The 23,789-nt window shown below is 69.0% G+C and carries 27 protein-coding genes; 10 read left to right on the plus strand and 17 right to left on the minus strand.

Annotated elements, in window-relative coordinates:
* Positions 1 to 6: 6 nt before the first annotated feature.
* Genes ACMGDH_RS02640 through ACMGDH_RS02650 form a run of 3 tightly spaced genes read right to left on the minus strand, consistent with a single transcriptional unit; the run spans position 7 to position 2,527 of the window.
* Complete coding sequence (locus ACMGDH_RS02640; protein WP_436826363.1) at positions 7 to 417, minus strand: hypothetical protein; 411 nt, start codon at positions 415 to 417, stop codon at positions 7 to 9.
* The gene (locus tag ACMGDH_RS02645; RefSeq protein ID WP_436826364.1) at positions 414 to 1,631 is read right to left on the minus strand and encodes a DNA/RNA non-specific endonuclease; all 1,218 of its coding nucleotides are present in this window, start codon (positions 1,629 to 1,631) and stop codon (positions 414 to 416) included. The genes ACMGDH_RS02640 and ACMGDH_RS02645 overlap by 4 nt, the downstream gene beginning before the upstream one ends.
* 44 nt (positions 1,632 to 1,675) lie before the next feature.
* Positions 1,676 to 2,527: a DUF1521 domain-containing protein gene (locus ACMGDH_RS02650; protein ID WP_436826365.1), complete on the minus strand. Its 852-nt coding sequence runs from the start codon at positions 2,525 to 2,527 to the stop codon at positions 1,676 to 1,678.
* Between the two features lie 196 nt (positions 2,528 to 2,723).
* On the opposite strand from ACMGDH_RS02650, the gene ACMGDH_RS02655 reads away from it, so the two are divergent.
* Both ACMGDH_RS02655 and ACMGDH_RS02660 read left to right on the plus strand, forming a co-directional pair.
* Positions 2,724 to 3,650 (plus strand): Tle-like phospholipase domain-containing protein, encoded by a 927-nt coding sequence (locus ACMGDH_RS02655; protein WP_436826366.1) that lies wholly within the window; start codon positions 2,724 to 2,726, stop codon positions 3,648 to 3,650.
* 34 nt (positions 3,651 to 3,684) lie between these two features.
* Positions 3,685 to 4,623 (plus strand): ankyrin repeat domain-containing protein, encoded by a 939-nt coding sequence (locus tag ACMGDH_RS02660; protein ID WP_436826367.1) that lies wholly within the window; start codon positions 3,685 to 3,687, stop codon positions 4,621 to 4,623.
* A 6-nt stretch (positions 4,624 to 4,629) separates the two neighbouring features.
* Here ACMGDH_RS02660 and ACMGDH_RS02665 read toward each other — a convergent pair whose 3' ends face one another.
* Positions 4,630 to 5,928 (minus strand): pentapeptide repeat-containing protein, encoded by a 1,299-nt coding sequence (locus tag ACMGDH_RS02665; protein ID WP_436826368.1) that lies wholly within the window; start codon positions 5,926 to 5,928, stop codon positions 4,630 to 4,632.
* 128 nt (positions 5,929 to 6,056) lie between these two features.
* Here ACMGDH_RS02665 and ACMGDH_RS02670 point away from each other — a divergent pair, with 128 nt between their 5' ends.
* Both ACMGDH_RS02670 and ACMGDH_RS02675 read left to right on the plus strand, forming a co-directional pair.
* Positions 6,057 to 7,247, plus strand: coding sequence for a phage tail tip lysozyme (locus ACMGDH_RS02670; RefSeq protein ID WP_436826369.1), 1,191 nt, complete (start codon positions 6,057 to 6,059; stop codon positions 7,245 to 7,247).
* Positions 7,244 to 7,555, plus strand: coding sequence for a hypothetical protein (locus ACMGDH_RS02675; protein WP_436826370.1), 312 nt, complete (start codon positions 7,244 to 7,246; stop codon positions 7,553 to 7,555). The genes ACMGDH_RS02670 and ACMGDH_RS02675 overlap by 4 nt, the downstream gene beginning before the upstream one ends.
* Before the next feature lie 9 nt (positions 7,556 to 7,564).
* Here ACMGDH_RS02675 and ACMGDH_RS02680 read toward each other — a convergent pair whose 3' ends face one another.
* Positions 7,565 to 7,951 carry a hypothetical protein gene (locus ACMGDH_RS02680; protein ID WP_436826371.1) on the minus strand — a complete coding sequence of 129 codons (387 nt, stop codon included), beginning with the start codon at positions 7,949 to 7,951 and terminating at the stop codon, positions 7,565 to 7,567.
* A gap of 120 nt (positions 7,952 to 8,071) precedes the next feature.
* On the opposite strand from ACMGDH_RS02680, the gene ACMGDH_RS02685 reads away from it, so the two are divergent.
* Positions 8,072 to 8,542, plus strand: a complete 471-nt coding sequence (locus ACMGDH_RS02685) for a hypothetical protein (protein ID WP_436826372.1) — start codon at positions 8,072 to 8,074, stop codon at positions 8,540 to 8,542.
* Positions 8,539 to 9,441, plus strand: a complete 903-nt coding sequence (locus ACMGDH_RS02690; RefSeq protein ID WP_436826373.1) for a DUF1521 domain-containing protein — start codon at positions 8,539 to 8,541, stop codon at positions 9,439 to 9,441. The genes ACMGDH_RS02685 and ACMGDH_RS02690 overlap by 4 nt, the downstream gene beginning before the upstream one ends.
* Here ACMGDH_RS02690 and ACMGDH_RS02695 read toward each other — a convergent pair.
* The 12 genes from ACMGDH_RS02695 to ACMGDH_RS02750 form a co-directional block, all read right to left on the minus strand.
* On the minus strand, positions 9,405 to 9,953 hold the full coding sequence (locus ACMGDH_RS02695) for a hypothetical protein (protein ID WP_436826374.1): 549 nt from the start codon (positions 9,951 to 9,953) through the stop codon (positions 9,405 to 9,407). The two genes, ACMGDH_RS02690 and ACMGDH_RS02695, sit on opposite strands and share 37 nt — an antisense overlap.
* Entirely contained in the window at positions 9,950 to 10,402 is a 453-nt protein-coding gene (locus ACMGDH_RS02700) for a hypothetical protein (RefSeq protein WP_436826375.1), read from the minus strand. The genes ACMGDH_RS02695 and ACMGDH_RS02700 overlap by 4 nt, the downstream gene beginning before the upstream one ends.
* Positions 10,392 to 11,720 carry a FliI/YscN family ATPase gene (locus tag ACMGDH_RS02705; protein WP_436826376.1) on the minus strand — a complete coding sequence of 443 codons (1,329 nt, stop codon included), beginning with the start codon at positions 11,718 to 11,720 and terminating at the stop codon, positions 10,392 to 10,394. The genes ACMGDH_RS02700 and ACMGDH_RS02705 overlap by 11 nt, the downstream gene beginning before the upstream one ends.
* Positions 11,717 to 12,307: a FliH/SctL family protein gene (locus ACMGDH_RS02710; RefSeq protein WP_436826377.1), complete on the minus strand. Its 591-nt coding sequence runs from the start codon at positions 12,305 to 12,307 to the stop codon at positions 11,717 to 11,719. The genes ACMGDH_RS02705 and ACMGDH_RS02710 overlap by 4 nt, the downstream gene beginning before the upstream one ends.
* Entirely contained in the window at positions 12,304 to 12,762 is a 459-nt protein-coding gene (locus tag ACMGDH_RS02715) for a hypothetical protein (RefSeq protein WP_436826378.1), read from the minus strand. Before ACMGDH_RS02715 ends, ACMGDH_RS02710 begins: the two co-directional genes overlap by 4 nt.
* 17 nt (positions 12,763 to 12,779) lie before the next feature.
* Positions 12,780 to 13,541 (minus strand): type III secretion system inner membrane ring lipoprotein SctJ, encoded by a 762-nt coding sequence (sctJ, locus tag ACMGDH_RS02720; protein WP_436826379.1) that lies wholly within the window; start codon positions 13,539 to 13,541, stop codon positions 12,780 to 12,782.
* Positions 13,541 to 13,963 carry a hypothetical protein gene (locus ACMGDH_RS02725; protein ID WP_436826380.1) on the minus strand — a complete coding sequence of 141 codons (423 nt, stop codon included), beginning with the start codon at positions 13,961 to 13,963 and terminating at the stop codon, positions 13,541 to 13,543. The genes sctJ and ACMGDH_RS02725 overlap by 1 nt, the downstream gene beginning before the upstream one ends.
* Positions 13,964 to 13,965: 2 nt before the next feature.
* Positions 13,966 to 14,274 (minus strand): hypothetical protein, encoded by a 309-nt coding sequence (locus ACMGDH_RS02730; RefSeq protein ID WP_436826381.1) that lies wholly within the window; start codon positions 14,272 to 14,274, stop codon positions 13,966 to 13,968.
* Positions 14,271 to 15,491, minus strand: a complete 1,221-nt coding sequence (locus ACMGDH_RS02735) for a SctD/MshK family protein (RefSeq protein ID WP_436826382.1) — start codon at positions 15,489 to 15,491, stop codon at positions 14,271 to 14,273. The genes ACMGDH_RS02730 and ACMGDH_RS02735 overlap by 4 nt, the downstream gene beginning before the upstream one ends.
* Entirely contained in the window at positions 15,488 to 17,293 is a 1,806-nt protein-coding gene (gene sctC / locus ACMGDH_RS02740) for a type III secretion system outer membrane ring subunit SctC (RefSeq protein ID WP_436826383.1), read from the minus strand. The genes ACMGDH_RS02735 and sctC overlap by 4 nt, the downstream gene beginning before the upstream one ends.
* Before the next feature lie 23 nt (positions 17,294 to 17,316).
* Entirely contained in the window at positions 17,317 to 19,188 is a 1,872-nt protein-coding gene (locus tag ACMGDH_RS02745) for an FHIPEP family type III secretion protein (protein ID WP_436826384.1), read from the minus strand.
* A 92-nt stretch (positions 19,189 to 19,280) separates the two neighbouring features.
* Complete coding sequence (locus ACMGDH_RS02750) at positions 19,281 to 20,114, minus strand: lytic transglycosylase domain-containing protein (RefSeq protein ID WP_436826385.1); 834 nt, start codon at positions 20,112 to 20,114, stop codon at positions 19,281 to 19,283.
* A 511-nt stretch (positions 20,115 to 20,625) separates the two neighbouring features.
* On the opposite strand from ACMGDH_RS02750, the gene ACMGDH_RS02755 reads away from it, so the two are divergent.
* Genes ACMGDH_RS02755 through sctR form a run of 4 tightly spaced genes read left to right on the plus strand, consistent with a single transcriptional unit; the run spans position 20,626 to position 23,785 of the window.
* Positions 20,626 to 21,798, plus strand: coding sequence for an EscU/YscU/HrcU family type III secretion system export apparatus switch protein (locus ACMGDH_RS02755; protein WP_436826386.1), 1,173 nt, complete (start codon positions 20,626 to 20,628; stop codon positions 21,796 to 21,798).
* Between the two features lie 27 nt (positions 21,799 to 21,825).
* Positions 21,826 to 22,143, plus strand: a complete 318-nt coding sequence (fliO, locus tag ACMGDH_RS02760) for a flagellar biosynthetic protein FliO (RefSeq protein ID WP_436826387.1) — start codon at positions 21,826 to 21,828, stop codon at positions 22,141 to 22,143.
* On the plus strand, positions 22,143 to 23,093 hold the full coding sequence (locus ACMGDH_RS02765) for a FliM/FliN family flagellar motor switch protein (protein WP_436826388.1): 951 nt from the start codon (positions 22,143 to 22,145) through the stop codon (positions 23,091 to 23,093). Before fliO ends, ACMGDH_RS02765 begins: the two co-directional genes overlap by 1 nt.
* Complete coding sequence (gene sctR, locus ACMGDH_RS02770; RefSeq protein ID WP_436826389.1) at positions 23,090 to 23,785, plus strand: type III secretion system export apparatus subunit SctR; 696 nt, start codon at positions 23,090 to 23,092, stop codon at positions 23,783 to 23,785. Before ACMGDH_RS02765 ends, sctR begins: the two co-directional genes overlap by 4 nt.
* Positions 23,786 to 23,789: the final 4 nt, after the last annotated feature.

A 23,789-nucleotide genomic window follows, 5' to 3' on the forward strand; every position in this document is an offset into this window, starting at 1 on the left:
CCGAGGTCAGGGCCGCAGCTTCTCCACCATTTCGGCGTGATTGCCGGGGGTGACCACCCAGTCGCCGGTATCGTCGTAATCGAACTGGATGGTGATGCGCGGTCCGGGCCGGGCGATCTGGATCAGGCAGCGCGTCCAGCCGTTGCCGCCCGCGGCCATCACCCGGTTGAGCTCGGCGGCGCGCTCGATCACGTCGAAATCGTCGGGCGTCTCGGCTTCCCAGTCGCCGTCCGTTCCATAGACGAAGCCGTACATCCGCTTGCGCTGGGCGACTTCGATCACGAGCGCGATCCCGCTCCACTCGCGGCCCGCATAATTGGCGTCGGCGATCACCATCTGGCCGATTTCGTGGACCAGCGCGTCGGCGCGGGTCTGGTCGAAGGTCACGCTGGTCATCGCCATCACCTCGAGGATCATTTGCCGAGCAGCTTGCGGATGTCCGCAGTCGATACGCGATCGAACACCTGCCCTGCCGCATTATCGAAGAGTTCGCTGTTCTTGAACACCCGTTTGCCGTCGGCATTGAACACTTCGTAGACGACGCCGACCTGGGCGGGCCGATCGGCGGTGCCGCCCTTCAGCGCGACATTGACCTTCACGGTGCCGCCGGCGTCGATCCAGGCAGCCCATTCATTCTCCATCGTCTTGTAGGCGGAACGATTGAAGTTGAAGTTCTGGGGGAACATGTTGACCGCGCCCTGGTCGCCCATGAAGCGGTGGCCGATGATGTGGCCGGCATCGTCGTCGTCGAGCCCGCGGCCGCGGACCTCGTCCTGCGCGGAAAGCTCGCCGTTGCTGCGCTTGGTGCCGCTCGGCTGAACCTCAGAGAGCGTCGCCGAGGCGGAAGTGGGCCGGCCATTAGCGTCGACGGTCCAGTTCACCTGGTTGTTGCCGATCCGCGCGCTGTGCATCCCTGCGCTCGCGACATCGTCGGCGCCTCGGGCTGCGGGCGCGGATAGCTCGTCGATCTGGCGCTTCATGCCCAGAAGCGTGTCGCGCGCCGATTGGGGTAGCGCGTTCAGCATCCCGTCGGGCGCGGCACCGATAGCGTCGGAAATCTTCTGGAGCGCCGGCTGCACCGCCTGGGCAAAGCCGCTGTCGCGCCGCGCAAGGTCGACGGCATTCATCACCGTTTCGCCCCATTTGCCGAGCTTGCCCAGCTTGGCTGCGTCGCCGATGTACGGGATCATGCTCACCGCCGAGATGCCGGCGCCGAGCCAGTCCCCGCGCAGCAGCGAGACGATGCCGTTCGCGCCGTCCGAGATCGGGGTGGGATCGAACAGCCCGGCGACATCGAGCCCCATCTGCGTCAAATCGAGTGCGAGCTCGCGCTGCGCGTCGGCGAGCCCGGCGGGCGCCGGCTGCGCCGCCCGCTGGCTCGACGCGATCGCATCCGGCAGCAGCCGATCGAGCTCGCCCTGCTGGACCGGCGTCAGATCCTTGCGCGCGGCCTCGATCGCGTCCGCCGCGCCCTTGGGATCGCGCAGCGACAGATCGGCAAGGTCGCGCGAGAGTCCGCCGACATCGACTCCGCGCCCGCTGCGGTTGGCGACGACCAGCGCTTCGCCGAGGCCGCTGTTGTTGGGTAGGCTCCGTGCCGCATCGGTCACGCCGTTCACGCCGCCAACCATCTGTTCTCTCCCGATCCGAGTGCCCGATCCGAGTGGTCGTCGCGTCAGGCCAGCAGGAGCTGGCGCAGCACATTGGCGGATTCGAACTCGCGCGACTGGCCGCGCACCGCCGCATCGAAGCTCAGCCCGATCAGGCTGCCGAGGAAGAGGAAGCTGCCGATCGCCGTGCCCGCTTCGGCAAGGCTCATCGCCTGGCTGCCGGGGCCGTAGAGCTGGCCCGGCTTGGTGATGTCGGCCTCGGCCTGGGTTACGGTCTGGCCGAGCTCGGTCTGCCAGCCGGCGGCATCCTCGTGCACGGTGAAGCCGTCGCGAGTGGCGGCATCGAGCGCATAGCCGTCGGTCGAGACGCTCACCGAAAGATCGCCGAGCTGGTTCTGGCTGATCCCGTCGATCACCACGGCATTGTCGCCGCGGGTAATCACCACCTGGCTGGCGACATAGGCGTTGGGATTCTTGCCCCATGGTTCGGTGTTGATCGTGAGCTTGGTGCCGTTCTCGAGCTCGAACGTCGTCGTGCCGTAGAAATCGAACTGGCGCTTGCCGTTCACGTCGACGTGCGGATCGCCCCAGACGCGGGTGCGCTGGCCGGTCTTCTCGTTGAAGATCGTCATCTCGCTGTTGCGCTCGTCGATCTCGAGCCGGTAGCCGTCGCCGAGATCGATCTTGGCGGTGTGCTGCCCGGTGACCTGCGCAGTGAAGCCGCCGGTCTGCTGGAGCTGGCTCGGCGCCGCGCCCTGCGCGAGCGTGCCGAGGCGGATCGCAAAGGCGGAGGGCAGCGTCGCAAAGGCGAGCGGCCCCGCCCCCAAGGGGCGGAACGAACCTGCCAGCATCCCTGCCGCCATCATCAAGGCGCTGCCGTTGGCCATCAGACTGGCGTTCGCGGAAATCGACGTCATGCCCTTGCTCCTCTTGCGCTTGGTCGGGGCCGGAAATCGGCCTTCCTTGCTGCAAGAAGTCGCATATGCCGCACGCGCCCACACTCAGCGGATCGCTTAGAGCGCCTAAACGAATCGTCTAGGGACAGCCTCCCTGGCGCATGGCATCGAAATTGCGCGCCCGCCTGCCCCACAGCGGGCCGTTCGTGAGGATCGGATGACCGCCACTGACCTTATCTCGCGATCGCACAGCATAGCGCCGTCGAATGCCGTCGCCGCGCGACTGCGCGAGGCGGCCAACAATGATTTCCAGTCGCACCTGATCCCGCCGCGCGAGGCGCTGGCGTGGCAGCAGCCGGCGCCGCCAGTGCAGATCGCGCGCGCAGCCCCCACGCCGCTGACCGCCGGCAGCATCGACGCCCCCGCCCCGCGCGAACTCGCGCTGATGGCCGACGACGTCTACAACGACATCCCTGCCCCGCCCCCAGGCTATCGCGTGGCGACCGAATCCGATCTCGCGCGCATCGGCCTCTCGCCGCAGGATCTGTCGTCGCCGCAGAGCGCGTTCCGTGCCCGCGTCTATCTCAGCGGCGAAGGCGCCAGCGCGCAATATGTCGTGAGCTTCCGCGGCTCGACCGACGCGAGCGACTGGAAGGCCAATGCGCAGCAGGCGGTGGGGCTCCCTTCGGACCAATATGCCCGGGCGCTGATGCTCGCCAAGGCAATCGGGCGCCATCCCGATGCCAATGTGACGCTCACTGGTCATTCGCTCGGCGGCGGGCTGGCATCGGCCGCGGCGTTGGCGAGCGGGCGCGACGCCGCGACCTTCAACGCCGCCGGGCTCAGCGATGCGACGATCGATCGGGCCCGGGCCATCCGCGGCAACACGGACAGTCCCGCACCCGAGATCGCCGCCTTCTATGTCCGCGGCGAGATCCTCTCGGCAGTGCAGGACGGCGGCGACCGCGTGCTCGGCGCGATCTTCGGCGGTCCGCTGGGCGGCCTGCTCGCCGATGCGCCCGAAGCTTACGGCGACCGTATCCCGCTCGACGCCGTGCGCCCGCAGGGGCAGAGCTGGTATCAGGACAATCCGGTCGCCCGCCACGGCATGGACTGGGTGCTGAGCAGCCTGCCGGTCAATTGACGCGCCCGGCACCCGCTGGGTACAGCCCTGAATCGTGACACGCCGCCTGCTCATCGGCATCGCAGCGATGCTGGCGATCGGACCGACCGGGGGATGCATGGCCGCAGACACTAAAGCCGAGCCGCGCTGCTTCACCAAACGCCCGTCGGTCGTGCTTCCGGATCGTAACCGGGTGCTGGCGAACGTCACCAACGGCGCATCGGGCCGCGCGCTTGCCGAGGCAGTGCTCGACGGGCGCGCAGAGGACGCACGGGCGATGCTCGCGCGCGATCCGCGACTGATCGACACGGTGGTCGCGCACGATCCGCGCATGCCCCAGCCGCCGGCTGGCCAATATGGCGATCTGCTGACGCTCGCGGTCTCGCGCTGCGACGCGGATGCAGTCACGATGCTGCTCCAGGCGGGGATGCCGGCCGATGGCGTGAAGCGCGGCAATGCGCTGTCGCTGGCGGTGCTCGCCGACACGCCCGAGATCGCCGAGCTGCTGCTGCGCGCGGGCGCGTCGCCCGATCCGCAAAAGGCCGGCGGCGAGGACGCGATGCGCTCGGCGATCGCCTTCTCGCACATCGGCGCAGTGATGACCTTGCTGCGCCACGGCGCCGATCCACGCTGGCAGGACAAGTTCGGAATCGATCGCGTGCGGCTCGCGCTCGACGCCGAGCAGGCCGACATCGCCGAGCTGCTGGCCGAAAAGGGCGGGACACTGTGGAGCGTGGCGACCGACGGGAGCATGGCCGTCCACGAGCTGCTCGGTGAGCCGGTGGTCTTCGCCTCGGCGGAGATGAAGGCCGCGCGCGCGCGGCTGGCCGAGCGCGCGAAGGCGAGCGGACTTCCCTGGCCGCCGCCCGATCGCGCAACCGTGAAGCGCATGGTCGCCGCCGGCAGCTGGCCTACCGCGGCGATGGCCAAGGCGGGCATGACCGCCTCGCCCGCCGTGCTCGAGGCGATGCGCGGGGAACGCGCACCCGACTGACGCTGCTCAGCTCGCCCGCGCGGCGACTGCCGACCACAGCGCCTCGAAAGTCCCCTCGTCCACCGGCACACGCTTCATCGTTCCGAAGCTCGCATTGCCCTTGCAGCGCACGACCTTGACTGCCTCTTCGGCAGCGGCCTGATCGGGCGCGATCATCGCCTGATCCGCGCGCACGACGATCGCGGCGGTCTTCGGCCTCGATCGGCGGCGCCCCTTCGAAGGCGGCGCGACGCCGAAGCTGCCTTCCGCTCCCGGCGCGAGCGGCCCCGCGTCGATCCAGCAGCGGCCGCCGCCCGCATCCCAAGCGACTCCCCGCACCATCGCCCGCCCGTCCTTCTCGATCCCGACCAGAAGGTATGAGGGCGCCAGGGCGACGAGCGCACGCACCGCCTCGGGCCACGCCGGATCCTCGGTTCCTCCCTGCAGTGCCGGCAGCCGATCGCTGACGAACAACTGCTTGCCGCCAGCCGCGCGCTTCGATTGCGGCACGGCCTGCACCGTCTGCGAGCCATCGTCCGGCGGCGGCGCGAACGCGCGACCGAGCGCCGCCGCCACGCGCCCGGGCACTTCGATCCGGCGATCGCCATCGCGCAAGACGATCGATTCGGCTCCTGCCGCGGCCTGCAGCAAAGGCGTATTGTCGAGCCGCACCTCGGCGCCGTTGAGCCTGACCCCTTCCAGGTTCGCTTCCCAGAAGGCGAAGCCGTCGAAGACGGCGTTGGAGAAGTCGGCGTTCCGCGCCGTGATCCCCTTGCGGTCGAACGCGCAGCCGTCGGCTTCGGTGACGCCGCAGCGGAAGCGGAAGCCGGCGAGCTTCGCCCCATCGAGCCGGAGCCCCGCGAGGCTCGCGCTCCAGCCGCCGTCGAGCTGCCCGCCGCTCAGGTCGGCGTCGCTCGCGTTCGCGCCGGTCATTGTCGTGGTCCGCAGCAGCACGCCGGGAAGCCTGGCATCGGCGAGCTGCGCGCCGGTGAGATCGGCGCCGATGAAGCCCATGCCCGGCGCGGAGACTCCGCTCCATTTGCTCGCCGCCAACTTGCTGCCGCTGAAGCAGATCGCTGAGAGCCTGGCCTTGCGGAAGTCCCAATTGCTGAAGTCGCCGCCTTCCACCAGGATCACGCGGCCATCCCGGGCACGCTTGCGCAGCCGGGTGAGGTCCTTGACCGAATCGAGCTTGCTGCCGTCGACTGCCTCCGGGAGCGCGGCGCCCGTCCCGTCGACGGCGCCGGCCGCCGCTGCGCAGCCGATCGGCTCGGCCGGGGGCGTCAGCGGAGCGGCCTGGGCGAGCAGGAGCGTTGCAAGGATCATTGCGCTGTCTTCCTCGGATTGGGTTGCCGTTCGTCGCACGACGAACCGAGCCCTGCTCTAAACGAATCGTTGAGAGACATTGCGGCGCCTCCGTGAGAGCCATGGTGCGACAATCGATGGAGGCGAAAATGGTCGAATCGATTACGGCCGCCCGCACGCAGCCGGTCAGCGGAAGCCAGGCAACCAGGATCGGCGGCACCGCGGGTGCGAACTACACCGTTCGCCCGGGCGACACGCTCTCTGAAATTGCTGCGCGCTACGGGCTCGACTGGCGCACCCTTGCGCTCGACAACGGCCTCGCCAACCCGCACCTGATTTTCCCGGGCCAGACGATCCGCCTCGACGGCGGCGCCGGGGGCAGGACCAATTCCACGGGCGGCGTCGATGGAACCGCGCCGGGGGGCACCGGCAGCGGCCGCAACCCCGCGGACGTCGCGCGCCAGTATCTCGGGCGCAACGCCGCCGAGCTGCGCGGCGACCGCAGCGACAATCTGCCGATGAACCCCAATGTTCCGGCGAACGTGTGCTGCGCCAATTTCGTTTCGGCGGTGCTCACCGAATCGGGCCAGCTTCCTGGCAACCTCCACACCGATTCGGTCGCCCAGCTCAACAGCACGCTGCGTTCGCGCGGCTGGACCCAGGTGAGCGCGGCGGAGGCCAAGCCCGGCGATGTGGTGATCATCCAGGGCGGGGGCGTCTCGCATACCGTGCTCTATGCCGGCAACGGCCAGACGATCGGATCGAACAACCGCAACCCGGACGGCAGCCAGAAGGTGACCTACGGCAGCCTCTCCTGGGCGCTGTCCAACGGCGGCACGATTCTGCGCGCCCCGGCCAGCGTGCGCGAGCAGGCGAGCCAGCCCACTGCGGCGAACGACACCGGGCGTGTCGGCGCCCCCGCCGGCACGCGCGAAGGGCGTATCGACCAGGCCATGGCTTTCTTCGAGGGTCAGGGCTGGACGCGCGCGCAGGCGGCGGGAATCGTCGCCAACCTCGATGCCGAAAGCGGCATGGACGCCGGCATCCGCCAGCACGGCGGCGGCCCCGGCTATGGCCTCGCCCAATGGGAGGGACCGCGCCAGGCGGATTTCGCCGCCTGGGCCGGACACGACATCCGCAGCTCGACCTTCGAGGAGCAGCTCCGCTTCATCCAGCACGAGCTCACCACCTCCGAACGCAGCGCCGGCAATCGCCTGCGCCAGGCGACCAATGCGGGCGACGCCGCGGCGATCGTGTGCCGCTATTACGAGCGGCCGGCGGACATCGTTGGGGATTCGGCGCATCGCGCCCGGCTGGCGAACACGATTTTCCAGCGGTGAGCGCTCTGCTGCTGGCCGTGGCGCTTGCCGCGGAGAGTGCGACCTGCGTGTTCGACACCGCGCCGCCCGAGCCGTGCGAAATCGCCTTCACGGTGGAGCAGGGCAGCACGCGGATGACCGCGCGCGGGCGCAGCGGCAAGCAGATCGTGTTCGTCGGCAAGCGCGGATCAGGCTGGTGGTCGGGCACGCTCGACGGCGCGGCGGCGATGGGGCACGAGCTCAACCGCGGCAACGTCGTTTTCTCCACGCGCACGCTCGATCGCAGCTTCCAATATTGGACCCGCGGCAACGAGCACGGGACCTACTGATCCTCAGCGTCACGGAAAGATCGACTGCGGTGCCCCGTGCTTCACGGGCCAGTCCGCCCAGGCGACGTCGGTCGGCCCCAGCGCCTGATCGACGATGCGCCACTGTCCGCCCGAAAGGCGGAGCAGCGCCACGAAATCCTTCGACACCGCGCCTTCCGCCTCGGCCGAGGCGAGCGGCGTGCCGGCATAGCTGATCGGCCGGCCGCCGGCATCTTCCATGGCGGCGACCAGGAAAGCCCAGTCGCCCTCGCGCGCCAGCGTGCGGGCCTTGAGTTTCACCCGTTTGCCGAGACGCTTCGCCACCGGTTCGCGCGCTGTATCGAGGATCGCGGCCCGATCCGCGGCCTCGACCTGGACGGCACCGCCTGCAACGCTCGCGACCAGGGTGACGATCATTTGGGCTGCTCCCGCGCTTCGCGTGCTCCGTAGCATTGCCTAAGCGATTCGTTGAGCGCGCGAAGCCGCGCGGCGCGCTATCTACGACAGCATGTTCCACCCGTCCGACGAGTCACCGAGATGATCCAGCCCATCGGTACCGGCCGCGTACACGGCGCCTCGCTCGGCGCCGCTGGCGGCGTCGCAACGCCCGGCGCGCAGGCAGCTGCGGCGATGACCACGCTGACCAACCGCGTCGCGACCACGCTCACCCGCGAGCTGGGATTGATCGATCGCGGGGGGCGGGGTGGCCGTTCAGGCAGCCCGGCCGGCGATTTCTACGGTGTCGAGCAGCTCGCCAGCGAAATGGCCGCTGCTTTGGGCGGCACGCCGGCCGACGCCGGGCGCCTCTCGCGCGCTCTCCACGAGTTCACGAGCGAGGCCGCCGCGCTCCTCGCTGCCAAGCCGCGGAGCAGCGTGCTCGGCATGGTCGCGGGGCTCCATTTCAACCTAGTCGACGACGACGGGCGTCCCGGTTCGACCGACGCCGATTATGCGTTCGCGGCGATCCAGGCGGGCACGTTCCGCCTGCGCGAGAGCATCCCCGAGTGACCGCCCCCGTCGCGTCCGCGGCGGTCGACACCATATCTGCTTCGCTCGCCGGCGCTCCGCCGCCGGTGCTGCTGGCCGAAGTCGTGCTCGTCGACCCGCTCGCCGCCCCCGCCGACAGCGCGGCCCAGCTTCCCATGACCGCCGATGTCGCGATCTTCGTCGCGCCGGCCGAGGGGCTTCCCGCGATCTCGGGCGAACCTGCCTTCGAAGTGAAGGCGATCGCGATCGGCGGCCTAGTGTTCGATCTGGGCGACGGTTACTCGCTCTCGATCGACGAAGCCCAATCGGCGGTGTTCGTCGCCAATGCCGAGACGGGCGAGACGATGCTGGTGTGGGGCGCCGCCCAGCTGTCGCTCGACGGCGCCGATGCGGCGCGTTTCTGGGGCACCACCAGCGTCGAACTGGGCAACGGAACGAAGATCACGATGGAGACCGTCGCCGACGCGGCCATCGCCGACCTGTTCCGGCTCGACAAGCTAACGGTCACGCGCGACGATCGCGCGATGGTGATCACCGGAATCGCCGAGACCGTGCTGGGCGACCTGGCGGTAGCGCAGAGCCTCGACGGAGAGGCGATCGATGCAGCGACGCGCGACGGGCTGACGATCGTCACCGATCTCACCGGGAGCTGGAGCGACGAATATGGCGACGCCATCACCCAGGCGATCCTCGATCAGACCGCGCCGGGACGCCAATATGGTCCGGGCAAGCGCACACTGAGCCTGCGGGAGATCTCGCACGCGATCTCGAGCTTCGTCACTTACAACCAGATCGACTCGCTGATGCTCACGATCGGACGCAACATCGTCGATCGCCCCGGCGAGCGCGGCTCGGGCAGCGAAGTGCACCGCGCACTGGCGCTCTACGCGGGTGCAGTCGCGCGCCGCGTCGCTGACTGAACCGCCAGCTTTCCTATCCGCAACTCGCGCCGCACCAGCCGTTCCTGAAGCTGCTCGGTCCATTGCGCGGCGATTGCAGGGGGAACGGCGGTCGTCGGGATCAGCAGCACGTTGATCTGGCCCGCGAGATCGCGCCCGAGCACTGCGCCCTCGACTTTCGAACCGGCCGGAAGCGCGAGATGCACCTCCGGCTCGGCGCCGTTCGCGGCGAATTCGGCGATCGCCGCAGCGATCCGATCGAGATTCGCGTGGAATGCCAGGTCTACGTCTCCTGCAAGCGGCCGCGCTTCGGCCATCGCCAAGGCGGCGAACTCGCGCGCGGTGGCCATCGCGGAAAGAGCCGCGGGTGCCTCGTCGAACGGGTTCTTGCCACGCGGCTTGCCGCCGTGGCGGGCGAGCGCGTCGGCGAAGGCGCGGCGGTGATTCGGCGGCGCCTCGGCGGGCTCGCGGCGCGTGTGCGCGATGCGCGGCATCGACTTGGGCGTCAGGCGCGGGGGCGGCGCGTCGTTCATGCGATCCTCGGGCGCAGCGTCATCGGAGCATCGGCTTCGGCGCGATCCTCGGCCCGGCGCTGGTCGGCGCGGCGGAGCGTCTGGCGGTGGCCGGCAATCGTCTCGCTGCGAACCTCGTGCCGCGCGAGCGCGCGTACCGCGACGCCATGCGCGTCCTGTGCCAGGTCCGCGCGCGCGTGCCGATCCGCAAGCTCGGCGATCGCGCCGGCTTCGCGCTCGATCGTGCGGTCCAACCACACCCGCGCCTGGATGCACGCCGGGCTGGCGGTGAAGGCCGCGCGTGCCTCGCTGCGCACCGCGGCTGCCGCGGCCCGCTCCGCGGCTGCGCGCTCGGCCGCGGCTGCCGCCTGCTCGGCCGTAGTTCGCGCATCGACGGCAGCGCGCGTCAGGCGCCGTCCGCGTATCTCGGCGACGCGCGCGAGCGTCGCGCCGTGACGGTCAGCGGCCATGGTCGATCTCCTCGAACGTGCGCAGCCGGACGATGGTGTGCGCCAGCGCGGCCTGGTCGTCGCGGGTCTGGCGGAGGAAGGCGTCGATCGCGGCACGCTCGCCCAGCGCGCGATCGGCGAGCGCGTCGCGCCCGGGAGCATATTCGCCCATCTGGACGAGCAACTCGATCTCGTCGAGCTTGGCGAGCATCGCGCGCAACCCTGCCGCGGCGCGCTGCTGCCCGGTGCTGGCGAGCCGCGGATAGAGGCGCGAAAGGCTGGCAAGCACGTCGATCGCCGGATAATGGCCGCGCGCGGCGAGCTTGCGCGAAAGCACGATGTGCCCGTCGAGCAGCGAGCGCACCTCCTCGCCGATCGGATCGCCTTCCTCATCCTCGAGCAGCACCGTGTAGAGCCCGGTGATCGCACCTTGCGCGGACGCGCCCGCGCGCTCGAACAGCCGCGGCAGCTCGGCGAAGACCGAAGGCGGGAAGCCGCGGCGCACCGCCGGCTCGCCCGCCGCCAGCCCGATCTCGCGCAGCGCACGGGCAAAGCGCGTCACGCTGTCCATCAGCAGCAGCACGTGCCGGCCTTCGTCGCGAAGCCCCTCGGCGATCGCGGTGGCGACATGCGCGGCACGCACGCGCTCCATGGCCGGCCGATCGGACGTCGCAACCACCACCACCGACCGCGCGAGCCCTTCCTCGCCCAGCGTCTCCTCGATGAACTCGCGCACTTCGCGCCCGCGCTCGCCGATCATCGCGATCACAATCGCGTCGCAGCGTGCCTGGCGCGCGAGATTGGCGAGCAGCGTCGACTTGCCGACGCCCGCGCTCGCGAAGATGCCGACGCGCTGGCCGATCCCGATCGTCAGCAGCCCGTCGATCGCGCGGATGCCGGTCTCCATCGCCTGATCGACCGGGCGGCGGTCCATCGGATTGGGGGCGACGCCATGGATCGGCCGATCGGCTCCGCGCCGCACCGGGCCGAGCCCGTCGAGCGGCTGGAGCCGCGCGTCGAGCACGCGGCCGAACATGTCGGCGCCGTGCGGCACGCGGTCCTCGCCGCTGCGCAGGATCACGTCGCTGTCGAGCGAAAGCCCGCGCAGATCGCCCAGCGGCGTCAGGATCGCGCCACCGTCCGCCAGCCCGATCACTTCGGCCCACAGCGAATAGCCGGTCTCCGCATCGACGATCTCGCAGCTCTCCCCGATCCGTGCGCGCACCCCGGTGACGCGCAGCGTGGTGCCCAGCGCGCCGGTGATCCGGCCGTGCTGCTCGAACATCGGCGCCGCTTCGAGCGCACGCACCAGCGCGAGCGTGTCGGCGGGCCGAGTCACGCCGCGACTCCCCAGCGCTTGGCCAGCGCATCGAGCTGCACCGAAAGGCTGGCGATCACCTGGCCGGCGCTGGTGCGCAGCACGCAGTCGGTGGACCCGAGCGCAGGATCCGCGACGACCGTTACGTGCGAACGATCTGCCAGACGGACCGCGAGCCCGTCTGCCATTGACGGGGCAAGCTGGACGATGATCGGTCCTTCGACAGGCAACCGGGCGAGCGTCCGCTCGACGATGCCGGTGACCAGCGCCTCGTCGTCTAGAGTGCCGACGATCGCGCGGACCGCAGCCAGCGCAGCGGCGGCGATGTCCGCCCGCCGCGCCGCTTCGTGCTGCTCGATCGCCTCGGCAAAACCGGCGATCTGCTCGGCGAGCGCCGCTTCCACGGTGGCGCGCGCCTCGGCCAGCCCTTCGGCACGCGCTTCGATCCGCGCCGCCTCGGCAGCCGCCGAAGCCTGGTCGCGGATTGCCGATGCGGCCTGAAGCAGCGCCGCCGCATCGACGAAGTCGACGCGCTGATCGCGCTTGATCACCGCGGTATCGCTCGCCAGCAGCGTGGCGCCATCGGCGTGTACGAGGTGGAAGGTCATGCGAGCGCCTCCGCGAGCCCGCTCGCCCGTGCGACCAACGCGCGCGCCGCGGCGTCGTCGCGCGCGCCCGGAAAGCATGCCGCGAGACAGACGGGCAGCGCCGCCTCCAGCAACGCCTCGCCTTCGGGCAGCAGCCGTTCGGGCGGAGGGAGCGGCGCGGCTTCGGGCAGTTCGGCGGGCGGCTCCCCTTCGCAGGCCGCGTCGAGCAGGTCCTCGCCCACTGCCTCTGCGATCATCGCGAGCCGGGGCCCCGAGAGCTCTGCATCGATCGCCGCCCGGTGCCGCAGCAGCGCGGCGAGCGCGGCGAGGCGCCGGCGATCCTCGGGTGCGGCCGAAAGCCAGCCGGGCAGCTTGGCAAGGTCCGCAAAACGCGGCGCGGCTTCGCCAGAGAGCCGCCGCGCGAAACGCATTCCCCGCCCGTCCGGTGCGAGCTGCACCAGCGTGGCGTAACGCATCCGCAGCGCCTCTCCTCTCACGGTCGCACCGTATCCGGCACGCCGCCCTTCACCCGCCGCATCCGCAGCAGCGCGCGGCCGGCGAAGCCGAGCACGACCAGCGCGGCGAGCGCCGCCAGCGCCCGGACGAGCGTGGTGACCGAGACCATGCCCTGCTCCTGCGGCAGCATCGGCAGCGTCTGCGCAGGCACCATCACCACCGAGACTCGATCATAGGTGAGCCCGTCGATCGCATTGGTGACGAGCGCCTTGATCGCGCCGGTCTGGCTGCGGAGGTCGAATCCAGTGCGGTATTTGACGAACACCGATGCCGCCGACGGCTTCGCCTCACGCGAGAGCGGATCGGCCTCGGGCATGGTCAGGTGCACGCGCGCCTGCACCACGCCGTCGATGTCGCTGATCGTCCGGCTGAGCTCCTGCGACAGGCCGTAGATCAGCCGCGCGCGCTCTTCGAGCGGAGTCGAAGTGAAGCCTTCCTTCTTGAACACCGATCCGAGCGAATCGTAATTCTCGTGCGGCAGCCCGTGCGCGCGCAGCGTCTCGACCGCGCGGGCGAAATCGCTCTGCGCCACCGCGACGCTCCACGTCTCCTTCTCGCCTGCGACCTTGCTTGCCTCGATGCCCGCCTGGTGCAGCGCCGCGATCATCTCGTTGGCGCTGGTCTCGGTCAGCTTGCCATAGACTTCCTGCTTGCCGCAGCCCGCGAGGCTGAACGCGGCGAGCAGCAGCAGGAGGGCGCCGAGCCACCCCTGCCAGCGCCGGAGCGGAGCGGCCGCCATCATTGCTGCTTGAACAGCTGCTGGACGCCGTCCGAGCTGCGGTTGGCGATGTTGGAGGTGAGCTGCGCCTGGAACATGAACTCCGAGCATTTCATCGTGAGCTGCACGATCTCGCCGGGAGTCAGCTGCCCGCCGCTCGCCTCCGCTGCCTGGGCATAACGCGACACCGAACGCGCCTGGACGTTCACCTGGTCGAGCGCGTTGAACATGCCCTTGAGCGCCGGCGGGATCGGCCCTGCCGGAACCGTCGCTTCGATGCCGCCTGCGCGTTCGAGCGCGGCCTGGAAGCGGCCCTCGACCTGCGGGCTGAGGCCACCGCCGCCACCGGGCGGCAGCAGATCGAACGCGCGCCCGCCCGCCGGCGCCGACCCGGCCGGGCCAGCGACCGACGCGACGAGCGCACCAATGGCTTCGATGCTCATGATCAGTTCTTCCGCGCCATGGTCTCGAGCGCCTTGGAGACGCTGTCGATCGACGTGTGCGAGCTGTTCGCCATGAAGCTCATCCGCATCGATTCGGTGGTGAGCTGGGTGATGTCCGACGGCTTGTCGCCGCCTTGGCTGACGACATCGGCCTGGGCAGTGATCGCATCGGCCTGGGTGTCGAGCGCCTTGCCCCAGGCTTCGCCGAACGCCTCGAACCAGTTGCCGCGCCCGCTGCGGGCGTCGGTAGTGCCCATGTTGCCGAGCGAGATCAGCGTCCCCAGCGACGCGCTGTTGATCGGGTTGGTCATGATTCCGTGCCTCCGCTTGCTGCGCCGCCATTTGCGACTGGCTGGCCCGGGGCGGGCGGCGTCTGCGGCCCCAGGACGAGTTCCTCGATCTGGCCGTTCCGCTCGAAGCTGGCGCGGCCGTTGCCGATCGTGACGATGCGGTGCCCGGTGGGCACCTGCGCACCGGCGAACCAGCGCGTCCCGTCGGCAGTGGTGATGTAACCCGGGTTGCCGTCCACGAAGGTGGCGAGGCCATATTCGGAGCCCGAGAAGAAATATTGAAGGTCGCGGTCGCCGCGTGCCGGATCGGCCGCGAAATGGACGCGCGACACGCCGGGCACGTCCTCCTTGATCAGCCGCACGAGCTCGGCCTGGCGATCGGCCGGCAGGAACTCGGCAGTGACGAGCAGCGCGTTGCCGCGGCGCGGGACAGCCTCGCCGTCGATCCCCTGTGCGCGCAGCAGATCGGTGGCCGCGGCGGCCAGCGCCTCCATCGTATCGACGTCGAGCGTCGCCGTGCCCATCCGCTGCGCCACTACCAGCCGCAGTCGCGCGAGCGCGGCATCGTCCTTCACGATGCCCCGGATCACCGGACCGGCCGGGCCATCGGTGATGGTGAGATCGCCGAACCCGGCCGCGGCGAGCATCGCCTGATCGGCCGCCTCGTCGTGCAGCTGGTGCGACACCCATTTCGCCGCCGGCGCGGCGAGCGCGGCGAACAGCAGGAGCACCGCGGCCAGCGCAGCGTACAACGGCCATTGGCGATCGAGCGCGAGCGCGCCGCGCATCGGATAGAGCCGGGTGGCGACGCGCTCGCCGAGCGCCGCGCGCTGAGGCGGTGCGACCTCGTGCGCCTCGCCCGTAGGCGCGATCATCGACGAGAGACGCGTTGATTCGTCCCAGCGTTCGGACGCGGGATCGCCGACAGCGACGGCGAAGCCGCCCAGCATCATCGGGACATAGGCGGGGAGCGCCACCTGCTCGCCGGCGGCTACCGGTCGCCCGAGCAGGCCGATCTGCCCGGCGACGACCCGCACATTGGCCATTTCCTCGCCCAGATGGAGCTCGATCGAGAGGCCGCGGGTGGTGGGGTCGCGCAGGACGATGTCATGGTCGAAGCCATGCCCGATCCGCACGAACTTTCCCGGGTGCAGGCGGTGCTCGGCGCCGCGCAGCCGCCCGCTGAGCACGCGCAGGACGGGCGTGCCGACTGCGACCGAGAGGAAGGGCGCGTTCACCGTTTCCTCCGCCGCGACTTGCTGCCCTTTTCGGCGATCGCCTGAAGCTGTTCGAGCGGGATCGGCGTCGTCGAGGTCGGCTGCTGCGCCACCTGCGAGCGCTGTGACAGGATCCGCGGCGTGATCAGAAAGATCCGCTCGAGGTGCTGCCCGCCCTTCTTGCGCTTGCGGAACGCCTGGCCGAGCAGCGGGATGTCGCCGAGGCCCGGGGTCTTCGACTTGAAATCATATTGGGTGTCGATCGTCATGCCGCCGATCAGCAGGCTCTCGCCCTGCCGCACCACCGCGCTGGTGTTGATGCTCGACTGTTTCACCGCCGGGATGCCGTCGACGACCATTCCGGTGGGCGATCCGTCGAGGATCTCGATCGACATGCGCGTGCGCAGCTCGCCGCCGTCGTAGAGGATCGACGGATTGACGCGCATCACCATTCCCGCGGTCACCGGGAACAGGTCGACCTGGCGGTCGCCCGCGACGCGGACGTAATATTGAACCTGGTTGTTGAAGACCGCCGGGATGTTGTTGAGCGTGCTCAGCCGCGGCCGCGAGACGACGTGGAGCGCCCCGCTTTTCTCCAGCGCAGTGATGCGCGCGGCGAAGATGTCGAGCGATCCGGTGAGATAGGCCGCGGCAACGTTCCCGCTCGAGAAATTCTCGGCCGGGTTGGTCTCCTTGCCGCCGAATAGCGCCGCGAACCCGCCAACGCGCAGCCCGAAGTCGAGCCCCAGTTCCTTCAGCCGGCTGGTATCGAGCTCGAGGATCGTCGCCTCGATCTCCACGCCGCGCGGCTCGACGTCGAGCGCGCGGACGATGTCCTCGTAGACGCCCATCGATTCGGGGCGGTCGCGGATTAGCACGGCGTTGTTGGCAGGATCGACTTCGACGCGCGGACCGTTGATGTCGCGCACGGGGGCTTCCTTGACCACCACCGTGTCGAGCCCGGGCGTGCCCTGCTGGTCGAAGCTGCGCTGGTCCTCGTCGGGCGGGACCGCGTTGAGCCCGCGCCCGCCGAGCCGCGGCAGCGACTGGCGCTGGATGTCGAAATTGCCGCTGGTCGATACCGTTTCGGAAGGACGCCCGTCGCCCATCATCCCGCGCAGGATCGTTCCCACGCCCGGAATGGTGATCGTCCGGTCGAAGCTCTTCTGGATCGTGTCGTCGGCGCGCGCATAGCGCAGATAGAAGATCCGCACCTCATAGGGGGAACGCGTCGTGGCGCTGCTCAGCACGCGCGAGCGTAGCGGCGCGCTGCTCACCGTTCCCAACGGCGCCGGGCCGAGCAGCGGGGAGATCACTGCCGCGTCGGATGGAGTGGTCGACGCCTGGATGATCGCCGCGCTGGCCTGCGTCGTCCCGGCGAGCTGCGCGACTCGGTCGAGGAAGGCCGGCACGCCCGTGGCGCTCACGGCGTTGGAGGCCGCGGCAACGGTATTGGCGCCATCGACAATCCGCATCTTGCGCGCGTCGCGCACCACCGCTGCGGGATCGGCGGCGTTGAAGCTGCGCGACTGGATCTCGCTGCTCGAATAGACCCGGACGACGGCGCCGTCGTAGTATGCGACCAGATTGAAGGCGCGCGAGAGCTGGTCCCAGATCTTCTTGGGGCTGCCGACGAAGACGCCGTTGATCTTGCCCGTCACTGCCGAGCTGACCTTCACCTTGAGCCCCGCCTGGCCGAACAGATCGGTGACCGCGGCGTCGACGCGCTGGTTACGCGCAGTGAGCGTGATCGTCTTGTCGGGCAGCGGGGGCGCCTCCGCGGATGCCGAGGCTGTCGCCAGCGCCGCGCATGCGAGAATCATCCAGCTACGCCACGGCCGAATCGTCATAAGGCAAGCTCGTCCTGCATCTGGTTCGCCAGGCTCTCGGGGACGGAATTGAGCTCGCCCACGATGTCCAGCGGCACCGCTGGGTTCAGTTCGTTGAAGGAGATCACCGGCACGTCGAACAGATCGCCCGCGATCAGCAGGCGCAGCGGCCGGCGCAGGTCCTGCGCGGTGAGCACCGCCCGCGCTCCCGAAGCGGCGACTTGCTCGGCGAGCAGTGCGTTCAATGCGCGCATCTGGTGCGGGTTGATCGCGAGCCGCATCTGCCCGTCGACCGGGGTGAGCGTCTGGCGGATGATGTCCTCCAGCGCGGCGCCGACGATCAGCACGCGCAGCCGCCCTTCGTCGCACAGCGGCGCGATCAGGTGGCGGCGCATCGCGATACGCACGCGCTCGGCCATCGCGACTGCTTCGCGCTCGTACTGGCCGACCTCGCCGACCGCCTCGATCGCGTCGCGGAAGTTGCGCAGCGGCACGCGCTCCTCGGCGAGCAGGCGGAGCACTTCGCCGATCCGGCCGGTGGGCACCGCGCGCACGGCTTCCTTGACGACCTCGGGATGGCTCTCGCCCAGCCGATTGAGCTGGTCGGTCACTTCCTGCAGACCCAGGAACAGCACCAGGTTGCGCGCCAGCAACTGCTCGACGCGCTCGCCGATCGTGGTCGCCGGGTCGCCGCTCTCGACCACGCCTGCGCCGAGCGGAGCGTCGTGCGCCGAAAGCGCCCAGCTGCCCTCGTGCCCGCCCTGGGAGACGATGCGAAGATCGGGAATCGGAATGCCGCTGCGCTCCTGAAGCGTCGCGACCTTGGCGCGGACCAGCTCCGCCAGCGCGCGGAATTCGGGCCGGTCGGCGGGCATGCCCACGGTGAGCCGCAGTGCATCGAGCGCGGGGAGCGCGCGCGCTTCGATCACGGTTTCTCCGGCAAGCATCGCGGCGCCGCCTGTCGGCGCGAGGCCCAGCTTGCCCCGCACCCAGGCGCCCGAGGTCGGGTGACTTCCAATGCCGCCCGCGAGCAGTGCCGCGGCGAGCGCGAAGAAGACGAGCGTCGGGAAGCCCGGGACGAGGCCGAGCAGGATCGCCAGCCCGCCCGCGATCATCAGCACATGCGGCTTGCCCGAGATCTGGCGCGCGATCGCCGGGCCGAGGTCGCGGTCATGCTCCTCGTCGGTGGTCCGCGTGACGAGCAGGCCTGCCGCCATCGCCGAGAAGAGCGCCGGCACCTGCGCCACCAGCCCGTCGCCGATCGTCAGGATCGAGAAGGTGGTCGCGGCATCCGAAGCGGACATGTCGTGGTAGAGCATGCCGACCGCGAGTCCGCCGATCAGATTGACCAGCACGATCACGATCGAGGCGATCGCGTCGCCCTTCACGAACTTCATCGCGCCGTCGAGGCTTCCGTGGAGCTTGCTCTCGAGCTCGAGCGTGCGCCGCTTCTCGCGCGCCTCGTCCTTGGTGAGGATGCCCGAGCGCAGGTCGCTGTCGATCGAGAGCTGCTTGCCGGGCATCGCATCGAGGCTGAACCGCGCCGCCACCTCCGCGACTCGCTCGGCGCCTTTCGAGATGACGATGAACTGCACGACGGTGATGATCAGGAATACTACCAGGCCGACCACCAGATTGCCGCCCGCGACCATCTCGCCGAACTGCTGGACGATGTCGCCGCCGTCCATCTCGGTGAGGATCATCCGAGTCGTGGAGATGCTGATCGCCAGCCGGAACAGCGTCGACAGCAGCAGCACGGTGGGGAAGGTCGAGAAATCGAGCGGCTTGGACACGTACATCGCGCTCAGCAGCAGCAGGATGCCGATCGTCATGTTGGTCGCGATCAGCACGTCCAGCGCCAGCGGCGGCATCGGCACGATCATCAGCATGACGACCGCTATGAGGACACCGACAAGCAATATGTCCGCCACCCGAACAGGCAGCGCGCCGATGCGCCGGAGGGGAATCCCGCGAATCACGCTCAGCGGGTCCCCGCCGCCTGCTCGGAAACCAGCCGTTCGTAGCGCGCCATCACCTTGCGGACATAGTCCTGGGTCTCGGGATAGGGTGGAACCTGATTGCCGTATTTGCGCACCGCGCCCTCGCCGGCGTTGTAGGCGGCGAGCGTCAGGTGGAAATCGTTGAAGCGGGTGTGGAGCTGGCGAAGCAGCCGCGCCCCGCCGTCGACATTGGCCTCCGCATCGGTGATCGCGCCGCCGGGCACGTTCAGCATCCGCGCGGTGCCCGGCATCAGCTGCATCAGCCCGCGTGCGCCGGCGCGGCTCGTGGCATTGGCCTGGTAGCGCGACTCCTGATCGATCACTGCGTGGAGCAGCAGCGGATCGATCCGGTGCCGCGCCGCGACTCGCCCAATCATCGCGTCATAGGGGGTGGTATAGGAGATCGGCCGCATCGCCAGGATCGCGCTTGCGTCCACCGGGCCGATTGCGCTCGCAAGGTCCAGCGGCTCGTCGGCGGCCGGCGCGATTGCCGCCACCTGCATCGGTCCATCAGTCGCGGTGCGGGCATCGGCGACTGCCTGCGCGCCTGCGGGGCGAACCCGCACCGGCTCCGGCGCGATCCGGAGATCCTCGGACGGCACAACCTCGCCCGGAGTCGCGGGAGCCGCCACGACCCCCGAGCATTGGCTCAGCGTCTGCAACCCCGCGAGCGACGCTGCGTCCGGTACGCGCAGAGTCGCGGTGAGGGGACAGGGCATCGGCGGCGGGGGATCGTCCCTGGCGCTCGCCGGCTGCGCCAGTACGGCAATAGCAATGACGAGCGCAGGACCGAGCGCCCTATCGAACACATCCATCATAGTCGCATCGCTCCCCAAACCACCGTCGACCTTCGCGGCCTACAATCGTCTCAGCACGATGCCCCACATCTCCCGTCCTGCTCGTCCGGAAGCACTTAAAGCGTGTCCGCCTTTTCTTGCAGTTTCAAGTCATTGATTGATCTTTTTCAATAGCGCCATCTTCCCGATGAATCGTTTGTTTTCGTCGGTGAATCGTGGATGATGCAGGGAACTTTCTAATTATTGCAGACTCGCAACGATAATTCGTACTCAGCTTGTCGCACATTATACACGATTCGCCTTTGGAGAATCAGAAATTAACCTTATTTTTCATTTATTTGTCGGAATCTTGAACGTTTTGCCGCGCCTTAACGGCAGTTGACCGCGATGCGCCTGCTGCGGGATTTAATGCTGCATTGGTTGTTCCGCCCCACGGACAGTCAAACCTATAGACCTGCTCGGGCTGACGAGATCATCGCCGCGGCTTTTCTTGCCGTCGGCCGATTTCGGCGCAGGAGAATGCGTAAGCATGGCCCAAGGCAAAGACGGCGCGGACAAGAACGAGCTTCCTACACCCAAGAAGTTGCGGGACGCACGTAAGAAGGGCGATGTCGCCAAGTCCAAGGACTTGGGAACCGGCCTGCTCACGCTCGCCTGGCTCGTGGTTTTTCTCGGCGTATCCGGATATGCCGCGGGCGAGATTGCGCGGCTGGCGTCGAACACGTTGGCCGGCGCCACGACGCTGCCGTTCGACAGCGCCGCGACTGCGATCGGCCGGGATGCGGCCGAAACGCTGGTGCGCATCACTTTCGTCACTCTGGTTCCGATCGCCGCGATCGCGACTTTCACCGAATTCCTTCAGATCGGCCCGATCCTGACGACCGAGAAGATGAAGTTCGGGCTCGAGAAGCTCAATCCCATGGAAGGATTGAAGCGGATGTTCGGCAAGGACGGGTTGTTCGAGCTCGCCAAGACGCTGGTCAAGGTCGCGCTGATCTGCGCGATCGCCTGGTTCATCCTGCGCAGCGCGCTGGAGGGAGCGGGCGGACTGATCCGGCTCGCCGGCACCTCGCCGATCGACGAGTCCGGCCGTACTGCCGCGATGGCGGCGCTGGGCCAGACCTGGTCGCTGACGATCAGGATGCTCGCGATGGTGGTCTGCGTGTTCCTGTTCGTCGCCGTCGCGGACCGAGTCTACGCCAAGCACAGCTTCATCAAGAAGATGAAGATGAGCCGCCGCGACATCAAGCAGGAGCACAAGGAGGACGAGGGCGACCCGCAGGTCAAGTCGATGCGCCGCGACCTCCATCAGGAATGGGCGAGCCAGAACACGCTGGGCGCCACGCGCGGATCGGCGGCGCTGCTCGTCAACCCCACCCATATCGCGATCGCGCTCGACTATGATCAGGAAAACTGCCCGGTGCCGGTGATCGCCGCGAAAGGCGCGGGCGCGCTCGCGGCATCGATGCGCGCCGAAGCCGAGCAGGCAGGCGTTCCGATCATCCGCAACGTCAAGACCGCCCGCACGCTATGGGCGCGTGGCGAGATCGGCGAGATCGTGCCCGAGGACATGTTCGACGCGATCGCCGCAGTGATCCTCTGGGCAGCCAAGGCCCGCAGCGGCGAGGCACCGATGTGGCACGACATGGACGGCGCCGGGCGCCGGCCCACGGCCGCCCCTGTCCCTCTCCCGGCCATTTGAGCCACAAACAAGGAAACCGAAAAGCGCATGGGTATTGGAGCCGTAGTCTCGTCGATCCTGGCAATCGTGCTGGCGCTCGCGCTGGTGCTCGGGATGGCCTGGGGCGTGATCTGGCTGCTCAAGAAGGTGCAGGACCGTCAGCTCGGCGTCCGCTCGGACGGCGAGGGCGAGCAGCCGATCCGTTTCCTGCGATCGATGCCGCTCGGGCAACGCGAGCGCGTGGTGATGATCGAGGCACGCGGCGAGACGATGCTGGTGGGCGTGACCACCGGCTCGATCACGCTGCTCGCGCGCTGGCCCGGCGGGGCCGCGACGCCAGCTGAACCTCCAGTGGTGCGGCCGTGATGGCGACGGCACTCCGCCTGGATGCGCTGAGCAGCTTACCGCGCGTCGAGGCGGAGGTGGCGGCGCTCGCCGAGGCGCTGATCGCTCTGATGGAAGCCGACGGGATCGACGCTACGATCGTGCAGAGCGCGCCCGCCGGCCCTTGGTTCATCTGTTCGGGCGGGGTCCGCTTCCGCGTCGCGGGCGGGCCACCGCTCTCCCCCGAACGCGTTGGCGATGCGATCACCCTGCTCGATCGCGCCGACCCGCTGCTCGCGCGAGTCGAGGCAGCACTCGGCATCGCGCTCGAGCCGGGCGCAGTTGGGAATGGTGGATCGCCCTCGTGCATCGTCCTGTCGCTCACCGCCGATGCCATTGCCGCGACGATCGCCTTCCCGACCGACCATCCCGAACGCGCAGCGTGGGAGACCCGGGCGCACGCGCTGCAGCCCGCCGACGCGAGGCTGCCGGTGGTGCTGCGTGTGCTCGCCGCAGGCCCGCGGCTCGGCGTCGCCGAGGCGGGCGCGCTTGCCGCGGGCGATCTGGTGCTGATCGGCGCCCAGCCGACGGCCGTGCTTGAGGGAAGCGACGGTTCTGCGCTCACCGGCCAGCTCGACCTCGCGACCGGAGGCTTCACTCTGCATCCCGAAGGAGACCCGATGGCTTCCGAACCCGCAGCATCCGCTGCCCAACGCGATTTTGCCGTGCCGCTCACCGTTCGCCTGCCCGATCGGGCGACCAGCGCCGCATCGCTCGCTACGCTGCGGCCCGGAACGGCCTTGCCGCTCGGCCCGCTCACCGACGGAATGCCCGTCGAGCTGCTCGTCGCCGGCAGGCTTCTGGCGCGCGGCGAGCTGGTGCAACTCGGCGATCGTTTCGCGGTGCTGATCGAGGAGCGCGCGCAGATCGACGATGCCGACGCCACCGAACCGGTCGAAGTCGATCCGGATGCGGCGGAGGCGCACGCGTGAACCTGGCCGAGTTCACTCCCGGCTCGGCGCTGATCACGGTCATATTGATCGCGCTCGCGCCTTTCTTCGCAGTGATGGTCACCAGCTTCACCAAGATCGTCGTGGTGCTCAGCCTGGTGCGCAATGCGCTGGGCCTCCAGCAGGTGCCGCCCAATCTGGTACTCAACGGGCTCGCCCTGATCCTGACCGTGTTCGTCATGTATCCGACACTGGGCAAAATGCAGGCCGCCGCCGCGATCGAGGGGCCGGCCGCGCCGACCATGCCCGGCGAGCCGCAGGCCGAGGAGAACCCGATCGAAAGCACCGGCGACATCTTCGCCACCGCGGATCGCGCGAAGGAGCCGCTACGCGAATTCCTGATGAAGCACAGCGATCCGCGCGAGCGTGCCTTCTTCCTGCGCACCCAGCAGCGGATCGGCGATCCCGCCGCCGCGAACGCGCTCAAGGAGAGCGATTTCGTCGTCGTGATCCCGTCCTTCGTGGTCAAGGAACTCAAGCTCGCCTTCCAGATCGGATTCCTGATCTTCCTGCCGTTCCTGGTGATCGACATGGTGATCTCGAACATCCTGCTCGCGATGGGCATGATGATGCTCTCGCCGGTCACCATCTCGCTGCCGTTCAAGATCCTGCTGTTCGTGCTCGTCGACGGCTGGGTGAAGCTCACCCACGGGCTGGTGCTGTCCTATGCGTGAGGGG

The sequence above is a fragment of the Sphingomonas radicis genome, from assembly GCF_051400635.1.
Classification (GTDB): domain Bacteria; phylum Pseudomonadota; class Alphaproteobacteria; order Sphingomonadales; family Sphingomonadaceae; genus Sphingomonas.

What these genes read in the sequence shown, in the direction of transcription:
- sctC (WP_436826383.1), bottom strand. Translation starts at nt 17,293, where the DNA reads ATGATTCTCGCATGCGCGGCGCTGGCGACAGCCTCGGCATCCGCGGAG.
- ACMGDH_RS02700 (WP_436826375.1), bottom strand. Translation starts at nt 10,402, where the DNA reads ATGGCCGCTGACCGTCACGGCGCGACGCTCGCGCGCGTCGCCGAGATA.
- ACMGDH_RS02725 (WP_436826380.1), bottom strand. Translation starts at nt 13,963, where the DNA reads ATGAGCATCGAAGCCATTGGTGCGCTCGTCGCGTCGGTCGCTGGCCCG.
- ACMGDH_RS02755 (WP_436826386.1), top strand. Translation starts at nt 20,626, where the DNA reads ATGGCCCAAGGCAAAGACGGCGCGGACAAGAACGAGCTTCCTACACCC.
- ACMGDH_RS02695 (WP_436826374.1), bottom strand. Translation starts at nt 9,953, where the DNA reads ATGAACGACGCGCCGCCCCCGCGCCTGACGCCCAAGTCGATGCCGCGC.
- ACMGDH_RS02655 (WP_436826366.1), top strand. Translation starts at nt 2,724, where the DNA reads ATGACCGCCACTGACCTTATCTCGCGATCGCACAGCATAGCGCCGTCG.
- sctJ (WP_436826379.1), bottom strand. Translation starts at nt 13,541, where the DNA reads ATGGCGGCCGCTCCGCTCCGGCGCTGGCAGGGGTGGCTCGGCGCCCTC.
- ACMGDH_RS02640 (WP_436826363.1), bottom strand. Translation starts at nt 417, where the DNA reads ATGATCCTCGAGGTGATGGCGATGACCAGCGTGACCTTCGACCAGACC.
- ACMGDH_RS02650 (WP_436826365.1), bottom strand. Translation starts at nt 2,527, where the DNA reads ATGACGTCGATTTCCGCGAACGCCAGTCTGATGGCCAACGGCAGCGCC.
- fliO (WP_436826387.1), top strand. Translation starts at nt 21,826, where the DNA reads ATGGGTATTGGAGCCGTAGTCTCGTCGATCCTGGCAATCGTGCTGGCG.
- ACMGDH_RS02645 (WP_436826364.1), bottom strand. Translation starts at nt 1,631, where the DNA reads ATGGTTGGCGGCGTGAACGGCGTGACCGATGCGGCACGGAGCCTACCC.
- ACMGDH_RS02710 (WP_436826377.1), bottom strand. Translation starts at nt 12,307, where the DNA reads ATGACCTTCCACCTCGTACACGCCGATGGCGCCACGCTGCTGGCGAGC.
- ACMGDH_RS02765 (WP_436826388.1), top strand. Translation starts at nt 22,143, where the DNA reads ATGGCGACGGCACTCCGCCTGGATGCGCTGAGCAGCTTACCGCGCGTC.
- ACMGDH_RS02680 (WP_436826371.1), bottom strand. Translation starts at nt 7,951, where the DNA reads ATGATCGTCACCCTGGTCGCGAGCGTTGCAGGCGGTGCCGTCCAGGTC.
- ACMGDH_RS02715 (WP_436826378.1), bottom strand. Translation starts at nt 12,762, where the DNA reads ATGCGTTACGCCACGCTGGTGCAGCTCGCACCGGACGGGCGGGGAATG.
- ACMGDH_RS02730 (WP_436826381.1), bottom strand. Translation starts at nt 14,274, where the DNA reads ATGACCAACCCGATCAACAGCGCGTCGCTGGGGACGCTGATCTCGCTC.
- ACMGDH_RS02685 (WP_436826372.1), top strand. Translation starts at nt 8,072, where the DNA reads ATGATCCAGCCCATCGGTACCGGCCGCGTACACGGCGCCTCGCTCGGC.
- ACMGDH_RS02670 (WP_436826369.1), top strand. Translation starts at nt 6,057, where the DNA reads ATGGTCGAATCGATTACGGCCGCCCGCACGCAGCCGGTCAGCGGAAGC.
- ACMGDH_RS02745 (WP_436826384.1), bottom strand. Translation starts at nt 19,188, where the DNA reads ATGCTGATGATCGTGCCGATGCCGCCGCTGGCGCTGGACGTGCTGATC.
- ACMGDH_RS02665 (WP_436826368.1), bottom strand. Translation starts at nt 5,928, where the DNA reads ATGATCCTTGCAACGCTCCTGCTCGCCCAGGCCGCTCCGCTGACGCCC.
- ACMGDH_RS02750 (WP_436826385.1), bottom strand. Translation starts at nt 20,114, where the DNA reads ATGGATGTGTTCGATAGGGCGCTCGGTCCTGCGCTCGTCATTGCTATT.